This window comes from Phaeobacter piscinae (assembly GCF_002407245.1).
Lineage (GTDB): Bacteria > Pseudomonadota > Alphaproteobacteria > Rhodobacterales > Rhodobacteraceae > Phaeobacter > Phaeobacter piscinae.
In genome coordinates this window covers 2182403-2200718 of the sequence record NZ_CP010681.1, presented here as the reverse complement: position 1 = coordinate 2200718, position 18316 = coordinate 2182403, and the positions used below count along the sequence as shown (strand labels likewise).

18 protein-coding genes are annotated in these 18316 nt (G+C 55.9%); 10 read left to right on the top strand and 8 right to left on the bottom strand.

Going from position 1 to position 18316, the window contains the following annotated elements; genetic code table 11:
* Positions 1-11: 11 nt before the first annotated feature.
* Positions 12-830, bottom strand: coding sequence for a GIY-YIG nuclease family protein (locus tag phaeop14_RS10350; RefSeq protein ID WP_244905753.1), 819 nt, complete (start codon positions 828-830; stop codon positions 12-14).
* Positions 831-1408: 578 nt separating this feature from the next.
* Between phaeop14_RS10350 and phaeop14_RS10345 the strand changes: the two genes are divergently transcribed.
* Positions 1409-2092 carry an ArdC family protein gene (locus tag phaeop14_RS10345; protein WP_244905752.1) on the top strand — a complete coding sequence of 228 codons (684 nt, stop codon included), beginning with the start codon at positions 1409-1411 and terminating at the stop codon, positions 2090-2092.
* Between the two features lies 1 nt (position 2093).
* Here phaeop14_RS10345 and phaeop14_RS10340 read toward each other — a convergent pair whose 3' ends face one another.
* The 3 genes from phaeop14_RS10340 to phaeop14_RS10330 are packed head-to-tail and all read right to left on the bottom strand — an operon-like array spanning position 2094 to position 5277.
* Positions 2094-3092, bottom strand: coding sequence for a tyrosine-type recombinase/integrase (locus phaeop14_RS10340; RefSeq protein WP_096789477.1), 999 nt, complete (start codon positions 3090-3092; stop codon positions 2094-2096).
* Positions 3089-4033: a tyrosine-type recombinase/integrase gene (locus phaeop14_RS10335; protein WP_096789476.1), complete on the bottom strand. Its 945-nt coding sequence runs from the start codon at positions 4031-4033 to the stop codon at positions 3089-3091. Before phaeop14_RS10335 ends, phaeop14_RS10340 begins: the two co-directional genes overlap by 4 nt.
* Complete coding sequence (locus phaeop14_RS10330; protein WP_202820828.1) at positions 4030-5277, bottom strand: tyrosine-type recombinase/integrase; 1248 nt, start codon at positions 5275-5277, stop codon at positions 4030-4032. Before phaeop14_RS10330 ends, phaeop14_RS10335 begins: the two co-directional genes overlap by 4 nt.
* Before the next feature lie 235 nt (positions 5278-5512).
* Between phaeop14_RS10330 and phaeop14_RS10325 the strand changes: the two genes are divergently transcribed.
* From phaeop14_RS10325 to phaeop14_RS10315, 3 genes are all read left to right on the top strand, one after another.
* Entirely contained in the window at positions 5513-5767 is a 255-nt protein-coding gene (locus phaeop14_RS10325; protein WP_338090141.1) for a zincin-like metallopeptidase domain-containing protein, read from the top strand.
* Between the two features lie 624 nt (positions 5768-6391).
* Complete coding sequence (locus tag phaeop14_RS10320; RefSeq protein ID WP_096789475.1) at positions 6392-6700, top strand: hypothetical protein; 309 nt, start codon at positions 6392-6394, stop codon at positions 6698-6700.
* On the top strand, positions 6697-6900 hold the full coding sequence (locus phaeop14_RS10315) for a hypothetical protein (RefSeq protein WP_096789474.1): 204 nt from the start codon (positions 6697-6699) through the stop codon (positions 6898-6900). The genes phaeop14_RS10320 and phaeop14_RS10315 overlap by 4 nt, the downstream gene beginning before the upstream one ends.
* Before the next feature lie 88 nt (positions 6901-6988).
* On the opposite strand, the gene phaeop14_RS10310 is transcribed toward phaeop14_RS10315, so the two are convergent.
* Entirely contained in the window at positions 6989-7462 is a 474-nt protein-coding gene (locus tag phaeop14_RS10310) for a CFI-box-CTERM domain-containing protein (RefSeq protein ID WP_096789473.1), read from the bottom strand.
* A 253-nt stretch (positions 7463-7715) separates the two neighbouring features.
* On the opposite strand from phaeop14_RS10310, the gene phaeop14_RS10305 reads away from it, so the two are divergent.
* From phaeop14_RS10305 to phaeop14_RS10280, 6 genes are read left to right on the top strand one after another with little or no spacing between them, the layout of a single operon-like run.
* A complete protein-coding gene (locus phaeop14_RS10305; RefSeq protein WP_096789472.1) occupies positions 7716-8306 on the top strand; it encodes a helix-turn-helix domain-containing protein in 591 nt (196 codons plus the stop codon).
* Positions 8293-10101: a relaxase/mobilization nuclease domain-containing protein gene (locus phaeop14_RS10300; protein WP_096789471.1), complete on the top strand. Its 1809-nt coding sequence runs from the start codon at positions 8293-8295 to the stop codon at positions 10099-10101. The genes phaeop14_RS10305 and phaeop14_RS10300 overlap by 14 nt, the downstream gene beginning before the upstream one ends.
* Positions 10094-11986 carry a type IV secretory system conjugative DNA transfer family protein gene (locus phaeop14_RS10295; protein WP_096789470.1) on the top strand — a complete coding sequence of 631 codons (1893 nt, stop codon included), beginning with the start codon at positions 10094-10096 and terminating at the stop codon, positions 11984-11986. Before phaeop14_RS10300 ends, phaeop14_RS10295 begins: the two co-directional genes overlap by 8 nt.
* Before the next feature lie 60 nt (positions 11987-12046).
* Complete coding sequence (locus phaeop14_RS10290; RefSeq protein WP_145957398.1) at positions 12047-13498, top strand: SIR2 family protein; 1452 nt, start codon at positions 12047-12049, stop codon at positions 13496-13498.
* Positions 13495-14037, top strand: coding sequence for a hypothetical protein (locus phaeop14_RS10285; RefSeq protein WP_096789468.1), 543 nt, complete (start codon positions 13495-13497; stop codon positions 14035-14037). Before phaeop14_RS10290 ends, phaeop14_RS10285 begins: the two co-directional genes overlap by 4 nt.
* Positions 14027-16051 (top strand): AAA family ATPase, encoded by a 2025-nt coding sequence (locus phaeop14_RS10280; RefSeq protein ID WP_096789467.1) that lies wholly within the window; start codon positions 14027-14029, stop codon positions 16049-16051. Before phaeop14_RS10285 ends, phaeop14_RS10280 begins: the two co-directional genes overlap by 11 nt.
* A 76-nt stretch (positions 16052-16127) precedes the next feature.
* On the opposite strand, the gene phaeop14_RS10275 is transcribed toward phaeop14_RS10280, so the two are convergent.
* The 3 genes from phaeop14_RS10275 to phaeop14_RS10265 are packed head-to-tail and all read right to left on the bottom strand — an operon-like array spanning position 16128 to position 18315.
* Positions 16128-17126 carry a TrbL/VirB6 family protein gene (locus phaeop14_RS10275; protein ID WP_096789466.1) on the bottom strand — a complete coding sequence of 333 codons (999 nt, stop codon included), beginning with the start codon at positions 17124-17126 and terminating at the stop codon, positions 16128-16130.
* A 9-nt stretch (positions 17127-17135) separates the two neighbouring features.
* Positions 17136-17327: a DUF4177 domain-containing protein gene (locus phaeop14_RS10270; RefSeq protein WP_102938029.1), complete on the bottom strand. Its 192-nt coding sequence runs from the start codon at positions 17325-17327 to the stop codon at positions 17136-17138.
* Positions 17320-18315, bottom strand: a complete 996-nt coding sequence (locus phaeop14_RS10265; RefSeq protein WP_096789464.1) for an ATPase, T2SS/T4P/T4SS family — start codon at positions 18313-18315, stop codon at positions 17320-17322. The genes phaeop14_RS10270 and phaeop14_RS10265 overlap by 8 nt, the downstream gene beginning before the upstream one ends.
* Position 18316: the final 1 nt, after the last annotated feature.

Below are 18316 nucleotides of genomic sequence, written 5' to 3'. Positions count from 1 at the left end.
GTTGGGGTGCCCTACGATGGCTGTTTTGCCTCTACTTGTTGCCAGTCGTGATAGGTCTGCTTCGATCCTTTGACCTTCCACTCTAGACGTCCGTTGCTGTTTCGATCCAAGACAACAGCAGCGGCGGCTGATGGACTATTGAACGACCAAGGTTTCGTGAATTTGAGTTTTTGGTTGCCGTCCGCAACCAAAATGCCGTCTGAAATGAGCTTTTCCTTCAAGCTACCGTAGCTCTGTTGGACATAGCCGGTTTCGGTGAGCGCTTCGGACCCTTCCAGTACAACAAATTCGCCGTCTTCTTCGACAGCAGTCGCTTTGACGCCGCTCTTGTGACGGATCTCGAACTGCACTTCACCTTCTGTTCGTTCCTCGACCGGCTTCGCTGTCTGTGTCACCGCGCGCGGTTGTGGTTTGAGCATATCCAGACCGATCACGGGCAGGATGATACGCAGGTTTGATAGAAACTGCTCCATATTGGCGACGTTGGCCTCTGGCAGTCGTCGTCTGCTTGTGTCCGGTTGCGTGCCGTTGTCCAAGGTGACGCGACCTGCTTGAGCAGCTTGTTCTATGAGCCGCGCCTCAAGATACTCTGCGTGCCCTTTGGATAGGTCGTCGTCACTTGTCGTTATGGTGATGGCCGTTTCCCAGAAATCTCTTTTGATCGCGCTTTGCTTGATCCTCTCAGCCACAGAGTTCCCAGATCCAATATAGGCACGGGTTGCACCGGCCTTTTCCGGATCAGGACCCGACAGTATGTAGATGCCAGTTCGATCGACCTCTTCACGAGCGGCAAGGTCGCCGAAAGCTGAAGCCCCACTTACAAAAAGCAAGCCTGTCCAACCATGGATCGTCGCTTTTCGCAGCCCGGTTGGCTTCCCGTCTACGAGGAAAAGCTGGATAGTTCGACCGAATGAGCCCTCTGTTTGCACGACTTATTCCTTGAAAACATGATTCTAATGGTTTCTTGCACAGCACACCTTAACCACGAAATTACATGATTGTCGTCCCGTCGGGACGGCTTTTACAAACGGACTGCATCAGGGCTCAACGGGCCTTTGGCCCGCTCACCCCGATCCAGGCATCATTCAATTTGATTGGTCCGCCCAACATCCCCGACCGTGGCGGTCAACCTTAGTCCATCCCCAAAATCAGCCACCAATTTCCCCTGTCTCGCGGGCGAGCCATTCCTCGCGGGACAAATTGGCGTCTGATTTTGGCGCAGACATTTTCTTCGCAAATGTGGCCGATTGACAGCCCCGTTCAGGGCCGTGGGTCGGGCTTTGCCCTCTCCCACTCTGTTCCGCCGAATACATGCGTATTCGGTCAGATCAGGTGGCCGAGGCGCAGCCCAACGGCGGAAAGGGGGCGCGAAGCCTCACCCGCGTCACTTTGATCAAGGAGGCCACAAATGGCACCGAAGTTTGATGTTTATGCCCATGTCACCGAAACCATTATTGCAGAGATCGAGGCAGGCACGCCGCCATGGCGCAAGCCGTGGACAGGGAGCGCGTCCGGCATTGCCCTGCCGACACGGCACAACGGCGAGGAGTATCGCGGGATTAATGTCCTGATGCTCTGGGTTATGGCGGCCAAGCAGGGTTATGTGTCCAGCCGTTGGATGACCTACAAGCAGGCCCAAGAGCTGGGCGGCCAAGTCCGAAAAGGCGAAACGTCGTCGACCGTGGTCAAATACGGGACGTTCACCCGAGAGAACGAGTTGGGCATCGAGGAAGAGCTGCCCTATGCGCGCGCCTATCGCGTGTTCAATGCGGATCAGATCGAGGGATTGCCGGAGGATTACTACATCCGGCCCGAGGAACCCCGCGACCTTGGGACGGCGGAAGATCCAGAGCTTGAGGCGTTTTTCAGCCGGACAGGGGCGGAGATCCTCACCAGCGACGACCCGCGTGCCTATTACAGCCCCGCCAAAGATCACATCCACATGCCGCCGATTGCCACGTTTCACGATGCGGCAGGCTATTATGGGACGTTGGCCCATGAGGTGATCCATAATGCCGCGTTTCCGATTATGCCGCGCCGACCCTTACAACCTGTTGCGTTGCGGTCAGATCGGCGCGGCATATCGGCATAATTCAGAGCGCTTCGAGGAATGCCAGGAGTTCGTCACCCGGTCGATATCGTCCACCCGTCTGGTCAACCGGCTTTGTCAGAGCCATCGCCCTTTCTTTCAGTTCGATATCGGCGTGGATGTAGACCTGTGTCGTTTCGATCGATTCATGGCCCAGCCAAAGGGCGATAATCGTTCGGTCCACACCGCTCTGTAGAAGCTGCATTGCAGCGGTGTGGCGCAAAACATGGGGTGTGACGCGCTTCAATCTGAACGTCGAGCTGGTCGAGGCGGCGGTGGCCGCATGTTTCCGAACGATTCGCTCAACCGCATCTCTGCTGAGCGACCTGCCACGGATGGTTGCGAACAGGGGATCGCTGGGCTCAGTCCGGCACTGCGCAAGCCACGCCTTCAATGCATCCCGACTGTCTGCGCGAAGCGGCGTTGCGCGTTCCTTTCGACCCTTGCCCATGCATCTGAGGTGCGCTCCGGTGCCGAGCTCGACATCGCCAACGCGCAGGCCGATTACCTCTGATACGCGCAAACCCGTCTGTAGCATTGTGAGGAGCAACACCCGATCACGCCGCCCAAACCAGGTCGACTGGTCAGGTGCCTTCAGTAAGGCCTCCATCTCATCACGAGTCAGGAAGTCCACGACGCGTTTTTCGTGCCGTTTGGACGGCATCGCCAGCACCTTCTGGCAATGATGCAGCAACTGGGGTTCACAGCCCGCGACATATTTGAAGAACGAACGGATCGCTGCTAGCCGCGTGTTCCGGCTTCGCGCGCTGTTGCCGCGTTCCTCCTCGCAAAAGGTCAAGAACCGCCCGATAATGTCGGCATCGATGTGGGCTACATGCAGCTCAGTCGGCGGCAACCTGGTCTCTGCTGTCGCGTATTTCAGCAAGAGCCGGAAGGTGTCGCGATAGCTGGCGATCGTGTTTGGGCTGGCCTGCATCTGGATCAACAGCCGCTCGATGAAGAACCGTTGCACGTAGATGGGCAGTGGATAGGTCGCGATCATGATGCGCCCTCCAGTACCCGTCGTTCGGCCCGCGCCGCGGCCAACTGCATCAGCTCGGGCACGGCCTCGATATACCAGAATGTGTGCTTTGGCTCGGAATGGCCGAGATAGGTGCTGAGCTTGTACATTTCGGCCTCGATGTCCCGGCCATCGTGGAACCAGTCCAGGATGGTGTGGACGGCAAATGTGTGCCGCAAATCATGGATGCGTGGCCCATTGCCGTGTCGGTTGAAGGATTGCGGAGATCGTAGGCCGGTGTTTCTGCTGGCCAGCGCGAAGTTGTAGCGTGCCCCGCAATCTCCCGCCGGTTCGCCATCTTCTTTGATGAAGAACGCCGACGACTGGTGCGCGACCAGCCGATCCCGCAACTCGGCATAGTGGGCGAGCCGATGGGCGGTGTCACCGTTGACGGGCAGCTGCCGATCTTTACCATTCTTCGTGTTTCTGAGCGTGAGCACGGCACGGTCAAGATTGACGTCCTGCTGATCGAGAGACAAAGCTTCGTTCACCCGCATGCCCGTTACCGCGATCAAGCCGAACAGGGTCTGCCACAAAGCGGCTCGGAGGCCATAGGGTGACGGCAGCCGACCGGCCTCGGCGACAAGTTCCGCGATCTGCCTGGGCGCGTAAATATACGGCACCCGTCGTCGGTATCGGCCTGTGACAAGCTGGCTGGACGGGATTTCGGTCTGATCATCGTGCTCCGCAAGCCAGAAGGCAAACCTGCGCACCATACCAAGGCGATGAGACCAAGTGTTGTTGTCCGCGCTGCCGTAGTTTGCCTTCCAATCAAGGAACAACGGCGTCGAGATTCGATCGAACCGGTTTTCATCGGCATAAGTCGTGAACTTGCGCAGGACCCGTTCCTCAAAAGATAGATCAAAACCCATCGAACGCCGAAGAGCCAGATATTCATCAAGTCGTTGGGAAAGCCTCTTCATTGTACTTCCTCCGCCGTTGGCCAGGGACGCGAGATCGAGCGCAAAGCATCGACATCATATTGCGCATAAATTGTCGTGGTCATCGCAGATCGGTGTCGCAGCACATCCCCGATCTCGGCCAGCGACGCGCCTTTTCGCAGCATGTCGGTGGCTAGGCTGTGCCGCAGAATGTGCGTGCCGATATAGGCTTGCGGCGGACTAATGCCGGTCGCGTCATAGGCATCCCGCAAAATCCAACGAAGGATTTGCGCGTCCTTGAACCTCTTGAACGGCGGTTTCACCGACACGAACAGCGCGCGGTCCGGGCCCCGGCGCTCATTCTTGATGTAATCGACAATCGCCTCACCAACCTCCGCCGACATCGGCATCCGGTCGTGCAACTGTCTCTTGCCGCGGATCAGGATTTCACCAGCGCGCCAGTCGATATCGTCCAGTTCTATCGCCGTCACCTCTGGGGGCCGAAGGCCCAGCCGGGCGATCAGCATCAGCATTGAATAGTTGCGGCGGCCCGTTTTCTTGTGGCCGCGCACCACCTCAATGAGCCGGTTGACCTGTTCCGGCTCCAGATACCTCGGAATGCCTGTAGGTTTCGGCTGCCGCGCCTTTGGCACGGCGTTGCTCAGGTTTCGCTCCGTCTTGCCGCTCCAGAACAGGAACTGGAACAGATTACGAAGGTGAGACGGGCCGGTTTTGTCGCGTGGCGCGTTTTGGGCCTCCCGCAGTCGAAGGATGAACCCAGTGATGTCGCCGGGTTTGATCGTATTCAGATCACCCAAACCGGTGCCGAACTTCGCGGTCAGGAACCGGTCATAAAACCGTAGGCAGTGATAAATTGTATCCTCAGACAAGCCGCGCTGACTGCGAAGATAGGTTTCGTATTCCCGTTTCAGGCAGGCCCTCGGTGACATGTCGAGCGGCGGTTCTGAGCGCGGCGGTGCGCCTGCATTTTCAATGAGATAATCCCTGAACCGATTGATGCGGTACCGACAGTGCTTTTGGTCTCTCGCAGAAGCCGCACTGATGATCGACGTCGCCAGATGGTCCACACGATCATCGGTCAGCTCAGTGGGACAGACGTCTGCCTCCAGCATCGCCGCCCAAAGCGCCTCGGCTGTGGTTCTGTAATTGGCGATGGAACGGAGGCCGTATCCCTCCGCCTCGATCTGTAGGGCAAAGCGATCGGCATGGCTGCCAGCTTTCAGTTTCCGCCTCGTCGTTTGATCTGGGTGCGTATCGTTTTCCATGAGTGTTTCCTTCTTTTGGTTGAAGGTTGCACCTATGGCAGATCGCCAGCCCCAATTGCGCAGTTCGCCACGCTCACATGGCGGTTCTGAACTACAGTCTTATGCAGCCGGAAAACGACAAAAACCGCAGGAAACAAGACTTCGCCTGAACAAGCGCGGCATAAACCGGAGCGCGGCATTATGAACATTATGCCGACATCGGCATAAGACCCATTGGACCGGCAGCGAAAAACGGCTGGAGCGGATCAAGAAGTTTGCCAACCGTGAGGCCTACGCCTTTGAAGAGCTGGTGGCGGAAATCGGCGCTTGTTTCCTTGGTGCCCAGATTGGCGTCGCGCCGGAGTTCGACCAAAGCGCCGCCTATGTCGAAGGCTGGTTGAAAGCTCTCAAAGAGGACAAACGGGCAATTTTTCGCGCGGCGTCCGAGGCGCAGAAGGCAGCCGATTTTGTCCTAGCAGCCGCAGGGCAAACGAAAGCGGCAGCAGCATGAGCGGCCCCGCAATCCTACCCCCGATGACGTGCCGCAAATGCGGCGCGTCAAACCCAGTGATCTTTCTCGCGCCGGTCATCGTGAAAGGCAGTTGCTCCTGTATTTGCTTGGATTGCGCCGAGGCCCGTTCCTGGCTGGATCTGGACGGCAACTTGAAAGCCGGTGTTGAGCTTTAAACGTCTGCGCCCCGCCTCATGTGGCGGGGCGCAGACATTCTGAACGGGATGAGAAAATGTGGCCCGTGCTGCTGCGCACGGGCCGCTCTGAGAAACGGGCTGTGCGGAGGATCGACTGGCTTTCAGCCCGCTCACCTCCTTCAGGCTTCTTTCAATTTGATTGGTCCGCCCAACATCCCTGTCGCGTCCCGTCAATGGGCAAGCGCCGCGCGGGCGCGTCGTCAAAGCCTGCAACCCGTGTCCTCGCGCGAAGGCGCGCTGCGGGCCGCACCAGTTGCTGGCTTCGACCCATTGACTGGCCGCTCCAGGGCCGTGGGTCGGGCTGTGCCCCCACCCACTCTGTTCCGCCGAATACATGCGTATTCGGTCAGATCAGATTGGCCGGTGTGCAGCCCATCGGCGGAAGGGGAGCCAAGCCCCAACCGCAGCACCCAAGAGGAGGCCACAAATGGCTTGTAAATATCAGCCCCAAAGATTCTGGACCTGCGACTGTGATCGCACGACCGGCGGTCACATCATCGACAGGCTTTATAGCACCTGCGTCTATTGCGGAAAGCATCGGCACGAGCTGAAGGAGATCGTTGTCCCGTCCGGTTTGGGGGGCGTGTTCTGTGTCGAGATCCTCAGCGTTGAGGATGATCGCGCCAAGGTGAAGGTGGCCAAAAGCTCGAACGGCTTTGACGCGCTGCCGCCCTTCACGGTGCCGTTCAAGGACATCGCCCCGCGTTGGAAGCACAAGGCGGGAGAAATCCGATGATCCCTGATTTTCACAGCGATGATTTTGGGACTGCGCGTTTGGAAGATACCGTCAGCTTGCGAAGCGCCGCCCGTGAGGCGCGCGCCACGCTTTACGCTGTGTTGAACCGGCTGGAGCTGAACGATCTGGAGGGTGAGGAGCAGCCCTATATCGACGATTGTCTTGGGGCTCTCGCAATCCTTGAGGAGGCGTTGCGATGACCTTGGAAGACATCAAAGTAGCAGGGGACGCGGGCAACCGCGTTCACTGCCGTTTTCTCGAACATTGCTGCTAGGGCTGTGTTGTGGGCTATTTGAGCGGTGCGTTCTCACGCTCAAGTGAAACGACCATTTCGTGATAAACGGCAACGGCTTCAGCGTTACGTTCGGCTTTAATCAAATCCGATATCTTGCAGATTTGATGCCATGCAAGATCTGCAATTTTTGGATCCTCAAAGAGGGGAACAAGGCTGGGTGCTCGCTCATAGTACTGAGCAACCAAGTTGCTTCCTTCTTCGGTACGCATCAGTACATTGTCGCGAAAGCTGCGCATTGTTGTTAGAACATCGCAGTCGTCGGGGAGGCCTTTGTATTGGCACGCTGCAGTTGTTAGGAAGCAACCTGACTTTTCACTTTTGCCGCTGCCGCTTTTCGATCCCCGAGATTTGCCCGTGTCGGCACGTTTTTTGCGCCAGCGTCCATCGTCATTGCGCGAGCGGTTCTTACCTTTGGTTGGACCAGATTTGACGACCGGACCACCGGTCTTGTTGGGCGATTTTGACAATTCGAACTCCTGTGAAAAACTAATTCAATTGGGCTCATCATCGAAAGAAACGTGCCCGATGACAACCGTTTCGTTGGCGACAGGCATCGACGTGGATGGCACATTACTCACCAACTGCTGGGTCGCAGCTATGGCTGCTCCAAACGGAATACAGGCAGTTGATGCAATATTATAATATTGCATCAATTATGGCGAAGTGCCATAACAGAGCTGCCTGTATGATGCTGGCAAGAAATAGGGGTGATTACTTCACATGGGCCGACCGCGCGCACCACGGCACAAACGACTGACGCAACACCAGCGTTTTGCGATCGTGCGCAAGCGTGCAGAGGGCGTCCCGATCGAAGATCTGGCCCGTGAATTCGGCGTCACGACCCGCAGCATCTTCTACACGTTGAAGGCCGATCAAAGCCGCAAATTGGATGCGCGCGTGCGCTCCGAACTGGTGAATGTCCGGCTGACGCCAAAAGAGCTTGCGAGCTTCGATGCGGTGCTGACGCGGCATGATATCGCCAGCCGCGCCGAGGGTTTGCGGCGGTTAATCCAAGCCTCAAACGATCTCTTCGTTCCTGACGACGAACTGGCCAATCAGATGCAGGGGCTATCGGCCTCGCTCAATCGCACCGGCAACAATATCAACCAGATTGCGCAGCGCCTGAACGAGGCAAAGCGCCTGGGCAAGACACCGCCCTATGGCAATTCTGCCCATGGTCAGGTCCGCGCCTTGGCCGGGCTGATCTTCGATATTGCGGACCAGGTTCAGGACATGGCGCAGCGCCGCCGAAGCGCGCTGTCTGGCGAGGTTGCCCACGTATTGGGAGGCTCTGCCGATGGCCCGGAATAGCGCTGTTGCCGCCGCGCAAGAGGCCTTCTTCGATCGCGACTGGAGCCGCATTCGCGGCTACGTCCCGCGCGCCCGTGCAAAGCAAATGTCGCGCGCGGCCATGGGGCATTCGCCCGCGATCTTCAAAGCCATTCGCGACGGCGGCACGCACAACAAAACGCAGCTGCGCAACCAGCTGGAATACCTGACCACCAAGTCGAGCTTCATCATCGACAGCCGTGGCACCTATGACGGCCAAAGCGTCTTGTCGGCCAAAGAGATCGAGCAGGTCACGCGCCGGTTTTCAGCGCAGTGGAATGAGGGGTTTCATCCCAAGCTGGGACATACTTCGCATCTGCTGATGGCCTTCCCGATTGGCACGCGCGGCGAAGATGTCGCCGAGATCACGCGCGAGATCTGCGAGCGTTTCTTTCAGGGCGAAGGCAGCCACTTTGACTACATCGCAGCCGTGCATGAGGACCGGGATCACCCGCATGCCCATATCGTCCTGAACCGGCGCAGTAAGGATGGTGAATTCTTCTTTCTGAAAGAAGAGCACCACTTCAACTACGACAGTTTTCGGGAGGCGATGGTGGAGGTGTCGGACCGCTATGGTCTGCGCCTTGAGGCGACACGAAAACTCCAGCGTGGGGTCACGACGAAAAGTCCAAGCGATATAGACCAGCGTCGCGCAGAAGCCACGGGCCAAAAGCTGACCGAGCGTGAGCGTGTGGGGTCGGAGCTTGACCGTGCCTTGGCTGAGGTGGCGCAGAACGCGCGGCTCTATCGCGGATTGGCGGCCGAAGCCTCGCGCGAGAACCAGCATGACATTGCAGTAGCCTTGGGCAAGGCCGCGCGGCTCTTGGCGCAGGGCAAACCGATTGAAGCAGATGGAAAGGTATATGGCATGGCCGAAGAACAGCATTCGTTTGATGAGGTCGTGGATGCCTTTCACGACAAGATCAACCAAGCCGAACGCATTGTCGCTGACGCCCCGGTGGAGCGGCGCGCGGCGCTCGAGCATGAGCTGAACGACATCTATCGCTCTTTGTCGCATCTCAGCCCAATGGGAACGCAGTCGCACACCTTGCTCGAAGATGCGTCCCAAAGTGGCATCTATTCGGCCGCGAACATCCAGGCTGACGCCCAAGGTGCATTGCGGGATACAGCTCTGACCGAACGTCTTCAGCAGGCTTTGAGAGGCACCGGCATTGATGCGCAGGATGTGACGCGTCGCGTTGAAATCGGCGCGGGCAATGCCGCGCTGGAACGGCAATGGCTTGGACAGGATCTGAAGGCAATTGCCGAGAAGGAAGGCTTTGACCTGTCACGCGCCGATGAGCTGGATAAGGCGATCGACCGCCTTGACCAGGTGCACAGGGATCTGGGCCGTGTGTTGGCAGATGTTGAGGTTCTTAAAGAGAGTGGGACGGTTGAGACCGACCGGCAGGAAGCCATCATCGACCGGCTGCCGCCGACCACTGCTGAAATCCTGAGCCGTATGAGGGACGACCCAACCACAGATCCATTCCGCAGCGATCTGGAGCGCGAGACCTTGCGTGCTGAGATGGAGCAACTGGTCGGTGAAGAGGGTACTTCGGACTTGGCGATTGGCGATGAGTCCACGCTGGAGGAACATATCGAAGACCGCCTGGACCGGCTCTATGCGGCCAAGGCCTACCTGCAGAGCGATGCTGCTCTGGCGAACAGTGTGGCGATGGAGCATGTCCTCGACGAAATCGCCAATGAAGAAATCGATGCTCAACGCGAGCGGCATGTCGATAGCGATGGCGAAAAGGGTGTGACGCATGGGTAAGGCGCGGATCGCACTCGGCGTCATCAGCTTTGCTGTTCTGGGCGCAGTTCTTGGGTATGTCCTGGCGTCGGCCTTTTTGAGATTCCGATGGTTCGGGGTTGGGGCGGATATCGATTTTCTGATGATAGCGCGTGGCTATGGAGATCTTCGCACGACCCATCCGGCCGATATGCAGATTGTTCACTTGATCGTGGGGATCAGCACTGGTGCCGGTGTTTTGCTTAGTGCTGTCCTGATGAACGACGCTCTGACCAAGTTCGGTGAAACCCACTGGCAGCACATGTCAGAGATGAAGCGGAACGGCTTTTTCGGAAAGCCTGGCCACGGCTTTGTCCTCGGTAAAATGGGTAAGCCCAAGAGTCGCAAACCCTTCGTGATGTCAAAGGTGTTCCCCCATGCCCTGATCGTCGCCCCGACCGGACGCGGCAAGACGACGGGCTTCGTTATCCCGAACCTTCTGACCTACCAGGGCAGTGCTGTGGTGCTGGACGTGAAGGGCGAAAATTTCGAGGCGACAGCGCGCCACAGGGCAGCGCATGGCGATAAGGTATTCCGGTTCGCGCCAACAGACTGGAAGGACGGCCGCTCGCACCGCTACAATCCTTTGTTGCGCATTTCGGCGCTCGAAAATGTCGACCGCCAGCAGATGGAGCTGCAACTCCTGGCCTCACTGTTCCTGCAAGCTGATAGCGACCGGGTACAGGGGCTTCTTGATGGTGGCATTGACCTATTTGTGGCGGCTGGGATTCTGGCCTTCGAGCGCAAACGGCCGACCCTGGGCGAGATCTACCGCATCACCGCATCAGGCGGTGATAAGCAGAAGGAATATCGCCGCCGCGCTGATGAAGTGGTAAACTCGGCGGCGAAGTTGATCTTCATGCGCATGGCCTCGACCAACAACGACACTCTGACTTCCTATTTGTCGCTCCTCATGACCTCTGGCCTTAAGCAATGGTCAAACCCTGCGATCGACCGGGCAACAGCAACTTCAGACTTCGATTTTCGCGACATCCGAAAGACGCCGTTTTCGGTTTACCTCGTGGTCGAGCCGCTGATGGTGAAACCGCTCGCGCCGTTGATCCGCCTGTTTTTCTCTGATTTGCTGGCATCGCTCCAGGACCATGAACCCGGCAAGGACGAACCTTGGCCGGTGATGATCATGCTTGATGAGTTCAACCGCCTTGGCAAAATGCCGATCGTTCTCGATAGCATCGAAACCCTTCGATCCTACCGGGCCAATCTCGCGATCGTCACACAGACCATCCCGGCGCTAGATGAAATCTACGGCGAAAATGCCCGCCGCGCCTTGCAGGGTAACGCGGGCATCAAGCTCTATCTGACCCCCTCAGATGAAAAGACCATCGAAGAGATCAGCAAAGCCGTCGGCAAAACCACCAAACGGGTTGTGACCCGCTCTCGCTCGGTCGGCCGCAACCCCTTCGCCGGTCGCAGCATGTCTGAGCGGACGGAAGAAACGGCTTTGTTACCTGAGGATGAGGCGCGGCGCATGGATCTGGATGACATCGTCTTGGTCGTCGACGCGCAAATGCCTGTCCGCGCCAAGCGGATCAAATACTATGAGGATCGGTTCTTTAAGCAGATCTTCGATAAGCAGGCTGGGGATCTGCCTTACCCCTCAGCGGGGGACCAGATGCGCGGGCTGCAAGGGCAGATTAAAGCGCTAGAGGCTAAGATTGGAGCGCTTGAGATGCCGAAAGCGGTTTCAGGTGATGGCGCTGGAATTGACGGGAAGCGACGTGAAGAGATCGATGACTTAGCCAACGAAGAGCGGAGAGTGGCATCCGACGACGAGCCTAGTTTGGGCGATTATCGGGCTGGAACAGAACGAGTTGAGAGATTCATGGAGGAGGCCACTAGGGAATAATCAGCTAAAGATGACGTTGATCTTACCTAAAAACTGAAGTCCTACCGCTCAGTCAAGCTGATGAAGTATCCAAATTCTCTTGCCGCGGCTCGCGCTGACCGACGAAATACTTTGATTCCACTCTTTTTACGTGTGAACTTGACCCAACAGCAGACCTGCTTGATGAATTTTTTCGAGGCTTCATTGGAAAACAAAGACTTGGCCGACGGAGTACAGCTTGCATTCGACGCAATAGTTGAGGAGAGGCTGGCGTTGATTTGTGGCGCAGGCCTTTCGATGGCTGCTCCGAGCAACATTCCTAGCGCGTGGTCTGTGGCCGCATCGGCAAAACGCAAATACGATGCTATCTATGGTGCTGAAGCAAACCCGCTATCAGACGACATCGAAGAGCAGGCTGAGTTCTTCCATGCGCAAGGGCGACTTGCTAGCACATACCTAACAAAGCTCGTAGATATTAACACGTTTTCGGCTCCTCCCAATGCTGGCCACATTGCCGTCGCTGACTTTCTGCTGACCAAGACGGCTCAAATTGCCGTAAGTACAAACGTTGATGCATTGATAGAATTCGCTGGTGATCAACTCTACGGCGGGGTCGTCACTGCTACCCGAAGAGATGACGCTGCAGCATTTTATCCTGCCAAAGCACCGCTCCTAAAAATTCATGGGTGTTGGAAATCTGATCCCAGACAAACCGTTTGGGCACCAAGCCAATTGCAATGTGAACCGAACCAAAGCAGGATCGCTGACTGTTCCCAGTGGATTGAGCAACAAATGCTTAACCGCGACCTCATCGTTGTCGGTTACTTTACTGATTGGGACTACTTGAACTCGCTATTGGAGAGGTGCTTGGGTGCCGTTAATCCAAGCAATGTAATTGTTGTAGACCCAAGTTCGACCGCAGATCTGGCAGGGAAGGCACCCGCATTGTTCAACGTTGGGGAACGAGCAAGTGGTGGATTCTACCATGTTCGGTGCTCTGGAGCAGATTTCCTTAACGAATTGCGTCGGAAATGGTCCCTTAGCTTCGTTAGGCGAGCGTTGGCGTCCGGCAATCAGTTGCTGGAGAATACCCATGATCAAAGAGCAGCTTATGACAATTGCGAGCCGCCAAACGCAGACGTCGATCAGCTTTGGGCGATAAGGCGTGATCTGGAAGGAGTTGATCCAGGCGGACCATGCACGGAAAGTCAGCCGGTTGACGCAGCCACGGTTGGACGAATGATCATCATTCTAAGACATGCGGGGGCAGTGCTGGAGGGAAATTTCTGGTATCTCAATGGGCAAAAGGTTCGAGTAGTACGTGCTTCTGGAAAAGCTCTAAACGAATTCGAAAAAACGCACGCTGGAGTGTCCTCCCCGCTAAGTGCCCCAGATATAACTATTGCATGCGGTGCGAGAGACTTTGGTCTCAAATCCGATATCGCACGTTCGGGAAGGCCAACAAATGTGGTGAGAAGTCGATTCTCAAGGTTTCTTACGGATGAGCAAGCAGAACAGGAGCTTGGAATATGAAGGCAAAGCTCGACTTGATTTCTTCTGTTTTGGAAGAAGCAGAATATTCATGCTCCATTGTCGAGGCAGAGAATGGCAACTGTCTTGCTTTTGAAAATCGCGTGAGCTTTGGCTTCATCCATTGCTACTCAGATCTAGGCGACCTGCTGCGTAGCTGGAGAGCCGAGAACGAAAAAACACTTTCGATGTTTCAATTTCAGATAAGGTCATCCGGTGAGAAAGCCTGGAATGCATATTCAGTGTTTTTGGCATTTGAGCGACCGGATGAAAGCGCTGTAGCGCTCCTTGCGCGTATAGAAGAGGATTTGTCCGGAACCAGAAAGATCGCGAGAGGGGTGAATGCGGACGAAGATGGAATAAGACAAGGTCTGCTGCCGCTTCTTGGGATTCAGAACCCGCCAGTTTTGGGTGTCGTTGATATGGTCGCAGAAATCAGGGCGCGCTCGGCCGGCTTGCCGACTAAGGCAGTCGACGCTTTTCTGCTGGATGCACCCAATTCAGAGGTATTAAGATTGATGGGGCGTTCGGATGAAACTTAAGTTTGTCGAAATGTCCGGTTTTCGAGGTTACTGCGACCCCGTTCGGATTAACTTCGGATCAGACGCAACCGTAATCGACGGCAGAAACGGCGTCGGGAAAAGCTCGATTTTTGATGCTGTCGAATTCGCATTAACTGGCTCCATCGCTAAGTATCAGGATGCAAAGGCAAATCAAGAGACGGTCGACGATTATATTTGGTGGCTTGGTGAGAGTGACGGTCCTGACGAGAGATATGTATCTGTTGGATTCACTCTAGATGGGGTCGAAACTATTGTCACCAGAAGCAGCCTCCAGCCAGGGCATGCCGAAAATATTGAACTGGTTGCTAAGGAATTATTCGACGAAAAAGCGGCCCCAGCAGCCGCATTGCAACAAGTTTGTTCATCGACAATCATTCGTGACGAGCACATTGCGGCATTGAGTTTGGACCTTAAAGAGACGGAACGGTATTCAATTCTGAGCTCCGCTATTGGAGCAATTGGTGCGGACGAATGGATAGCAAAAGCCAAGGAAATTCATGAGGCATCAAAGAGAGAGGTGAAGGCAGCTGCAGAACGCTCTGAACAGGCAAAAAATGATGCCGCAGTAGCGCAAAGCGAACTGGATAGTACGCGATCTAGAGCACAGAGTGACCGTCGTGTGCAGGTCGCACTTAGAGATGCTGAAGAAATGATGGGACTTCGACTGCCAGTAGATGAGGCGTTTGAACTTGTCGGTAGCGAATTGAAGCGTGTTCATTCTCAAATATCAAGTATTCGATTGGTATTGGACAGGTACGACGAGCTTGTCGATGCTAGACAGGCGAAGGTTGAGGCCGAAGCAGCAGTCGCTGGATTTGACGCTGATATTGAGGAAGTTAGGGGTGAGCTTCAACCGAAGGAAGCTACTTTGGCTTCAATCGATTTGTCAGCCTCCTCGGATACTTTGGCATCACGTTTAAGCCAGCTGGCTATGCTGGGCGAAGAAATTGGTTGCGAGGATAATTCGTGTCCACTTTGCAAATCGAAAATTGATCTCTCCCGGTATCGTTCAGGTATAGCCGCACTAAGAGCAAGCGCGGAAGCTATCAATGCCGAAATCTCAAGAGAAACAAAATTAAGGGCAGAGATATCCGAGCTAAAGCTCAAGCTCAAAAACTTGTATGAGAGTAAGGATCGTCTCGAGCAGCGCCTGACCAGCATTGATAGGCGTATCACGCAAGCGAAAAAAATAGTTGAAGATAGAGGTTTTTCTGCTGAGACAGATCGAAGCAGTTTGACCGCTGAGCTGGAAGAGCTTTCCGGTCGGAACGAGAGACTGAGAAACGTGCTTCCTGATTTAAATCTGACTGGTCTATCAGCCTCATTGGATCGCGCTTCTAATGCCTACGCAGAAAAACTTTCACGTGACCGTGAAGCGGAACAAGTTTTGTCTCGGGCTCGTCAAAAAGAAGCTGACGCGAAAGAGCTGTATGACTCTGTTCGAAAAGCCGCAAACGATGCACTGAATCAAAGGTTAGATCGAATTCTTCCATTAATCACAGAACTCTATGCGCGTTTGCGGCCGCATCCAAACTTTCAGGAAATCAACTACAAGATACGTGGAGAGCTCAGACGCCATCTCAGTTTCAGTGTGGGAAATGATATCAACCCGCAATTTGTTTATTCAAGCGGACAACGGCGAGCGACTGGCCTTGCTTTTCTGATTGCTGTGAACCTTTCCATGGCTTGGAGCCGATGGTCATCGATCATGCTAGACGATCCAGTTCAACATATCGACGATTTCCGAAGTGTTCATCTCTCAGAACTGCTTGGACAGCTAGTTTCTGAAGGAAGGCAAGTTATTTGCGCGGTTGAAGACCCTGCGTTAGCAGACCTGATCTGCAGGAAGTTGCCGGTTTTGGGGCCCGGAGCAGCCAAACGTCTTCAGTTAGGCATCGGAGAAAACGGAAGAGTCAGAGTAGTCGAGCAAAAGGATCTGGCCCCCATGCGTCCGTCTGTGCTGCTAAACCAACCATCTGGTCTAACTGGGTGATTGGACGTCGAGGGACCATTTCAGTGTAGCTGCATCGTGGCATCGAGATTGAAAGTAGATGACACCAGTGGCGATTTCACTCCAGCCGCTTGGCCCGATCTGCCACCCGCTGAACCATAGAAACAGTCGCAGCGCTAGCCTGGCGCATCCCAGCCCCGGCGATCTCCGCATTTGACCTTGTTCCAAACCGTGCCCGCGCCCGTGACCCCTTGGTGCCGATCAATCCCTTTGCAAAGCCACCTGGGCCAGGAATGCTCGGCGGTCCAGCCATCATGAAGTTGCCCGAGATTGAGCGCACGATCAGCGGTGTGGCTATGATCATGCCACCTGCGAGGAACATCATCATGAAAAAGGGCACCAGCGCCCCGATGTTGCTTGCGCCGGAGGGATCTCCGAGTTCGGTCATCAGCGAGCGGGACATGCCGACGACGGTCGAAAACACGCCTGCGATTACGAGGGGATAGAGCGCGTAGGATATGGTGCTAGACAGCCAGCGGTGGAAGTAGTCCTTGCTGACATCGAACAGCGAAAGCGCGATCATGATGGGAGCGATGCCGATCATGAACGCCAGCATGATCTTAGCGAAGATCAGCACAAGGCCGCAGAGCGCGCCGATGACGCCCAAAAGGAACGCACCTATTGCGCCGATCAGGGCTCCGGCCATCCAATGCATGTTGTCTCCGGCCGCGTTCAGATAATCGCCAAATTCTTCGATTAGATCGTCGAACGCCTCGGCAAAGTAGGATGCGCCTGCACCGCCGCCGCCAAGTCCTGCCACCATGCCGCCCGCGAGCTGGTCGAGCCCGTTGATGAGGGCGCTGGCCACAGCGTTGAATTGGACCCAATTCATCGCAAAGAGGGAGATCAGCATGAGCTTGAGGGCGAACCAGAAGGCGGTCCGCCCGTCCATGGATTTGTACTGAAACACCATGTTGAGGAACACGCCGATCACGGCGAGCGTTGAGGCCACGGCAATGACGCCGCCAAGCTGACCGGCGACGTTGCCAAAAGTGGTTTGGGCCGCGTCGTCCAGAAAGTTGTCGGTTGTCTCAACCATCCAGGTGACGACGCCCATCGGGTGCTCCTATGCTTTCTCTGTCGGTTTGACACGCCAGATGTCGCGTTTCAGGAAGGCTTTCAGGATATGCTCACCGTCGAAATCCGGCACCACCGAGACCAGCTCCCAGCCGTCTTGGCCAAGAGCCGTCAGTTGCGCTTCGATCTTGGGTGGCTTTGTCTTGGCGGTGTTGATCTGTTCAATCTTGTATTCAAACATGGGCTGTTTCCTTTGAATGGGCCGGATCAACCGGCAGGTAGAATTCAGTGATACCGCGCGCGCCTTCATGGCGATCGGCCTGGATGATCACATCGATGGAGCGGGTGATGTAGTCGTTCATGTCCTGGTAGGTCATAGGCACGTCGGTCTTCAGGGCCGCAATAGCCAGTCGCTGAACCGCCAGCTGCGGCGTCTCAGCGTGTAGCGTAGTCAGCGAGCCACCATGGCCGGTGTTTATGGCCTCAAGGAAGGTCATGGCCTCTTTGCCGCGTACTTCGCCTAAGACAATTCGGTCCGGCCGCATACGCAGCGTGGAGGTCAGCAGGACATCAGCGCTGCGCGTAGCTTCATCGCGATCAGACATCAGCGTCACGACATTGGGTTGCGTCGGTCGCAGTTCGGCGGCCTCCTCGATGGTGATAATGCGCTCGTCTGCGGGTACGAAGGAGAGGATCTTGCGCGCCGTGACCGTCTTGCCGGTCGAGGTTCCGCCGGAGACGATCATATTGAGCTTGTGCGTGACGCAGAACTTGATCGCAGCGTCGATGTCGCCGGTGGCCACGACATCGCGCAGCTCGGCATTGCGCTTGCGTCTTGCACCCTCATTGCTGCGCTCTTTTCCGAAGAGGTAAGACAGCCTGATTTGTTCCAGTGGCAGGTCGGCGAAGAACCGCAGGGAGATCGCATAACCGCCATCCACGGCGGGAGGCTGGATGACTTGCGCGCGGATCGGTCGGTCGCGGTAGGTAATGCTGACCGACACAATCGGTTTTGTCCGGCTGAGCGTGGTGTTCGCGGCGGAAGCAATCTGGTTGCCAAGATCTTTGATTTCATTGGGCGAGAGTTGTCGTTTGACGCGCCGCATGAAGTGATCCCCCTGAAACTCCGCCCAAAGTGTGCCATCAGGATTGATGCAAAGCTCGATCAGCTTTGGATCACGCGCCTCGGGGATCTTGTCCATCGAGCTTTGCAGATAGCTGGCCGCCATG

Bases quoted from the DNA above. Each gene is read 5' to 3' on its own strand.
- phaeop14_RS10345 (WP_244905752.1), top strand. From the start codon at position 1,409: ATGGCACCGAAGTTTGATGTTTATGCCCATGTCACCGAAACCATTATT.
- phaeop14_RS10340 (WP_096789477.1), bottom strand. From the start codon at position 3,092: ATGATCGCGACCTATCCACTGCCCATCTACGTGCAACGGTTCTTCATC.
- phaeop14_RS10335 (WP_096789476.1), bottom strand. From the start codon at position 4,033: ATGAAGAGGCTTTCCCAACGACTTGATGAATATCTGGCTCTTCGGCGT.
- phaeop14_RS10330 (WP_202820828.1), bottom strand. From the start codon at position 5,277: ATGGAAAACGATACGCACCCAGATCAAACGACGAGGCGGAAACTGAAA.
- phaeop14_RS10320 (WP_096789475.1), top strand. From the start codon at position 6,392: ATGGCTTGTAAATATCAGCCCCAAAGATTCTGGACCTGCGACTGTGAT.
- phaeop14_RS10315 (WP_096789474.1), top strand. From the start codon at position 6,697: ATGATCCCTGATTTTCACAGCGATGATTTTGGGACTGCGCGTTTGGAA.
- phaeop14_RS10305 (WP_096789472.1), top strand. From the start codon at position 7,716: ATGGGCCGACCGCGCGCACCACGGCACAAACGACTGACGCAACACCAG.
- phaeop14_RS10300 (WP_096789471.1), top strand. From the start codon at position 8,293: ATGGCCCGGAATAGCGCTGTTGCCGCCGCGCAAGAGGCCTTCTTCGAT.
- phaeop14_RS10295 (WP_096789470.1), top strand. From the start codon at position 10,094: ATGGGTAAGGCGCGGATCGCACTCGGCGTCATCAGCTTTGCTGTTCTG.
- phaeop14_RS10290 (WP_145957398.1), top strand. From the start codon at position 12,047: ATGAAGTATCCAAATTCTCTTGCCGCGGCTCGCGCTGACCGACGAAAT.
- phaeop14_RS10285 (WP_096789468.1), top strand. From the start codon at position 13,495: ATGAAGGCAAAGCTCGACTTGATTTCTTCTGTTTTGGAAGAAGCAGAA.
- phaeop14_RS10280 (WP_096789467.1), top strand. From the start codon at position 14,027: ATGAAACTTAAGTTTGTCGAAATGTCCGGTTTTCGAGGTTACTGCGAC.
- phaeop14_RS10275 (WP_096789466.1), bottom strand. From the start codon at position 17,126: ATGGGCGTCGTCACCTGGATGGTTGAGACAACCGACAACTTTCTGGAC.
- phaeop14_RS10270 (WP_102938029.1), bottom strand. From the start codon at position 17,327: ATGTTTGAATACAAGATTGAACAGATCAACACCGCCAAGACAAAGCCA.
- phaeop14_RS10265 (WP_096789464.1), bottom strand. From the start codon at position 18,315: ATGGCGGCCAGCTATCTGCAAAGCTCGATGGACAAGATCCCCGAGGCG.